Below are 4,191 nucleotides of genomic sequence, written 5' to 3'. Positions count from 1 at the left end.
TATCACACCGCCATTGGCTGGCCAAGCAATATCTTTGGTTAAAGACACGTCGATTGTGTCTCTGATTTCTATCCAAGAGATGACGTTTGTTGGTACTGAAATGGCAAACTCTTCAGGTTTGATCTTTGAGATCTGGCTCATTGTAGGCTTCGTATATTTTGCTTTGTGCTTTGCGCTTTCACGTCTTTTCAAAGTGATTGAGCAGCGCTCTAGTGCCTATCTCAACCATCAATAACACCACCAATCAAAAATACGAATTCACCAGACTATTCATCGCCCTTATCAATTTCACCTGATTGGTTTAAGCTATTGACCAATCAGGACTTATCCCTTCATATTTCTTCTTAGAAACACAGCAAAATGCTCGCCTAATCACTATACTTAACGTATCGAACTACGTTGATTCATCTCAAGGACATCGCTCAACATGGACAATCATAAAGAAAGAGCTTTTTACGCCGTTGTCGGCGCATTGGTTGGAGACGCCGCTTCAATGGGGCTGCACTGGCTGTATGACCAAGAGAGGATCTTACACGTGGCTGGTTTTGAGCCTGAATTTCGCTCACCGAATCGGTTCGATTATCAAGATAAAGGCTACTTTGCGCACCAAGGTAAAACCGCAGGCGAGCAATCGCAATATGGTGCTCAGTTATTGGCGATGGTCGACAGCTTAGTCGACAACCAAAAATACGATGAAGCGAACTATATTCAACATTTCCGCTTCTGGTTTGATTTTGGTGGCAGTTGGCAAGGCTACATTGATAAAGCGACGCGCATGAGCTTGCTGAACATCCATCAATTAGAACTAGAGGACGCCCCGATTACTGCCTGTGGCGCAGACGATACGCAACTTCCTGCCGTATCAAAGATCATCCCATTGGTGGCGTGTACTTACACCTCTCACACTTTGCCAGCCATGGTAGAGAGTGCGGTGCGAGTCACTAACAATAACGACAAAGCAGTGGAGTGGGCGCAAGCCATCACCCTATTGGTTCAAGCGGCAATTCAAGGCAACTCGCCCTTGCAGTCGGTAGAAATGGCGCGACAAACTTGCAGCAAGTTTATACACGATCAAATCGACGAAGCATTGGCTGATCCGGAGCTTTCGATTACAGATGCCGCGAAGAAGTTTGGATTGCATTGTGAACTGAGTGCCGCATTTCCCTTGCTGATTCGCATCATTGCGGGGGCCCAGAGCTTTAAACAAGGTATTCGAGACAACATCTTATGTGGTGGTGACAGCTGCGGGCGTGCGATTGTGATTGGCGCTGTATTAGCGGCGTGTTTCTACGAAGAAGATGGCGAAATTCCAACCGAATGGCTAAAACAAGTCGAACTCAATGGCGGTGTGCTGTCTTTGCCTATTGAATGACTCCCACAATAACGAACTAGAGCCTGACATAAGACAAGCACACTTCTAGGTCGGATGTCGTTCCTATAAAGTTGGAACACACTGCGATAACTCATTCTTCAGCCAAACAACAAACGGGCTTTCTGGCTCTTCATGGTTGCTATCTTGCGTGAGCAATATGTACTGGTGACCAGAAGGTACGAAGCCAAACGGCGCGATCAAGTTACCTCTTTCAAGATCGTCGGCGACAAGTGGATAAGACCCAAGCGCTATGCCTAACCCATCGACAGCCGCCTGAAAGCAAAAGTAGAAGTGTGCAAATGTTTGGTTCGCTCGAGCTTTTGACCACTCTCCACCATTAACTTTATCTATAGTGATAGCACCCCAATGACTCCAAGCATCTGGCCGTGTACTGCTGTGCAGTAATTTCACATCATCTAAGTTATCTTTTACCTGCTGCCAATAACCCGGGGAACACACAGGGCCTACCCACTCTTCAACTAGCGGTATCTGTTCGTAACGCTCGGTTAATTTAAAGTCATCTCGGCGAATCGCCATATCGAGCCCTGTCGCATTCAAGTTCACAGGCCCACCAGCAGTCGACAATCGAACATCAATTCCGGATTCGTTATAGAAATCACCGAGTCGAGGCATTAACCAACGCATGGTCAATGTGGGTTCGCATGAAACTTCCAACGCTTGATGATTCAGCTGATTAAGCTTATGGACTCCAGTCTCCAAGGCTTGGAACGCTTGCTCTGTGTAACCTTTGAGTAATTCCCCTTCTTTGGTGAGACACACATTCCTGCCCTGTTTGTAGAACAAAACTTGGGATAAGTGATTTTCCAATACCTTGATCTGCTTACTCACCGCGCCATGTGTGATATTGAGTTTATCCGCCGCTTCACTGTAACTACTCGAATGCGCTGCTACGTGGAAAATATGAAATGCTTTCAAATGTCTCATGTGTGATTTTTTCTCACAGATAGGTAGAATTCATTTCGATTATAGGCAGCAATAAAAAACCATACAATGCTGGCTCATCAAATATAAAGAGTTGGAGTCATTATGGAGTGGTTAAGCCTAGCAGTATTGGGACTATTGATTGTTATCAGCCCAGGCGCTGATTTCGTTTTAGTTTTGAAAAACAGTGTCAATCAAGGAAGACAAGCAGGGATTTGGACTGCAATCGGTGTGAGTTTAGCGATTTGTGTTCACATCAGTTATTCAATGCTTGGGATCAGTTACTTAATCTCACAGAATGAGCAGCTGTTTGACATGATTAGATACGCAGGTGCAACCTACCTTATTTATCTAGGGCTAAAAGGTATCCTGAGCGCAAACAACAAACTTGCACCTATCGAAGATACGAAGCAAAGCACCAGTGTTTGGCGCTATTTAGCCCAGGGCTTTTTGTGTAACGTGCTCAACCCAAAAACCATGTTGTTCTTCTTGAGCATCTTCACTCAAGTCATCTCACCTGATGCAGAGAACCAGCATGTCGCACTCGGCTATGGACTTTATATGATTTTTCTTCACGGATTATGGTTTGGAGTTGTCGCCATGCTTTTCACTTCGAAGACGTTACAAAAGCACTTATTGAGAGCCAAGAAAAGACTCAATCAAGCGTTTGGGGTTGGCTTAGTGACGTTCGGAGCACTGTTGGCGATTAAATCGTAAACAAGCGAGTCAGAAATAGAAAGCGATTCAAACGACTGAATCGCATCTAACTGGGTCTTGGTAAAACTCTAAACAAGATTCATCGGTCTAATATCGGCACTATCAGGGAAGATAGCGTTGAGTTGTTTCACTTCTATCGATAAATGTCGGTTGAGCACACCCTTGATAACCGAACGCATATCAATCGTTGGATTAAGATCTCGGCCTTCATATAGTTGGCTTTGGCTCAAGCCCGGCCAATTGGCAATAACCTTACCACCCGCTCCTTTCAACGATGGCATCGTGCCACCTGCAACAAACATGACGTTGCCGGTGCCATGGTCGGTTCCTTTAGTGCCATTTTCTTTTGCTGTTCGACCAAATTCACTGGCTGCAATGATCACTGTCTTCTGCCAACGATCACCAAGTGAAGCCTTGAGAGCCGCTAACCCAACATCCAAAGTTTTAAGCTGATTACTCAACCGTCCATTTACGTTACCTTGATTGGCGTGAGTGTCCCATCCACCGAGTTCTAACGCTGCGATGTTTGGTCCGTTATCAGCCGACAATATGCCGCCTGTTTTACCCATCAATGATTTAAACTGTTTGCCGACACCTTGGTCGCCTACCAGTTGATCTATCTTCATGACACTTTCAAAGTTTGAAGACAGCATTTGGTCACTTTGAAACAACTCTTCCAGCAGTTCCGTTTGTTTATCACGTGTTTTTAAGCGGTTTGGGTACCAACTTGCCACGGTCGATTCGCCCTGCATGATGAGTGGTAAGCCCGAATCAATCGCTATTCCATCGTATTTTTCTGAGCTCAACGTGAGTAAACGGTTAATCCACCCTACGGTGTTAAACGGGTCGGAAGTGCCATTCTCCAATATCTTCTGTCCATCAAAATGTGAGCGCTCGCGATAAGCGGTTGAACAAGCGTGTACAAAGCTGAGTTCGTTACTCTCATACCATTGATGGCATTGCTTTAGGGACGGATGGAGCCCAAAGAAATCATCCAACTTCACTAGCTGTTCAGGTTTTAATCCGATGTTGGGTCTCAAATTAGAGTAATCCGGATCGGCATGCGGCACTACAACATTTAAACCATCCATCGCGCCACGCAGTGATACCCAAATGAAGATATTGTCTGAACCTGTTTTGGCAAAGCTTGGAGATGGCAG

The 4,191-nt window shown here is 45.4% G+C and carries 4 protein-coding genes and 1 pseudogene; 3 read left to right on the top strand and 2 right to left on the bottom strand.

The annotated features are described in order from the left end of the window. Positions 1 to 235: pseudogene (locus A136_RS03170) on the top strand (amino acid ABC transporter permease); the annotation flags it as partial. Positions 236 to 427: 192 nt separating this feature from the next. Continuing rightward, on the top strand, positions 428 to 1,372 hold the full coding sequence (locus A136_RS03165; protein ID WP_017064463.1) for an ADP-ribosylglycohydrolase family protein: 945 nt from the start codon (positions 428 to 430) through the stop codon (positions 1,370 to 1,372). 63 nt (positions 1,373 to 1,435) lie between these two features. Here the strand turns inward: A136_RS03165 and A136_RS03160 are convergent, their stop codons facing one another. Continuing rightward, positions 1,436 to 2,317 (bottom strand): LysR family transcriptional regulator, encoded by an 882-nt coding sequence (locus A136_RS03160; RefSeq protein ID WP_017064462.1) that lies wholly within the window; start codon positions 2,315 to 2,317, stop codon positions 1,436 to 1,438. Between the two features lie 102 nt (positions 2,318 to 2,419). Here A136_RS03160 and A136_RS03155 point away from each other — a divergent pair, with 102 nt between their 5' ends. Beyond that, the gene (locus A136_RS03155) at positions 2,420 to 3,031 is read left to right on the top strand and encodes a LysE family translocator (RefSeq protein ID WP_017064461.1); all 612 of its coding nucleotides are present in this window, start codon (positions 2,420 to 2,422) and stop codon (positions 3,029 to 3,031) included. 68 nt (positions 3,032 to 3,099) lie between these two features. Here A136_RS03155 and A136_RS03150 read toward each other — a convergent pair. Then, positions 3,100 to 4,191, bottom strand: a 1,092-nt coding sequence (locus tag A136_RS03150) for a DUF1501 domain-containing protein (RefSeq protein ID WP_017064460.1), incomplete at its 5' end; no start/stop codon positions are given.

It is taken from the genome of Vibrio crassostreae 9ZC13, assembly GCF_000272045.2.
GTDB lineage: Bacteria > Pseudomonadota > Gammaproteobacteria > Enterobacterales > Vibrionaceae > Vibrio > Vibrio crassostreae_C.
The sequence above is the reverse complement of the archived record's forward strand: the minus strand, read 5'-3'. Positions and strand labels throughout refer to the sequence as shown.

Bases quoted from the DNA above. Each gene is read 5' to 3' on its own strand.
- A136_RS03155 (WP_017064461.1), top strand. From the start codon at position 2,420: ATGGAGTGGTTAAGCCTAGCAGTATTGGGACTATTGATTGTTATCAGC.
- A136_RS03160 (WP_017064462.1), bottom strand. From the start codon at position 2,317: ATGAGACATTTGAAAGCATTTCATATTTTCCACGTAGCAGCGCATTCG.
- A136_RS03165 (WP_017064463.1), top strand. From the start codon at position 428: ATGGACAATCATAAAGAAAGAGCTTTTTACGCCGTTGTCGGCGCATTG.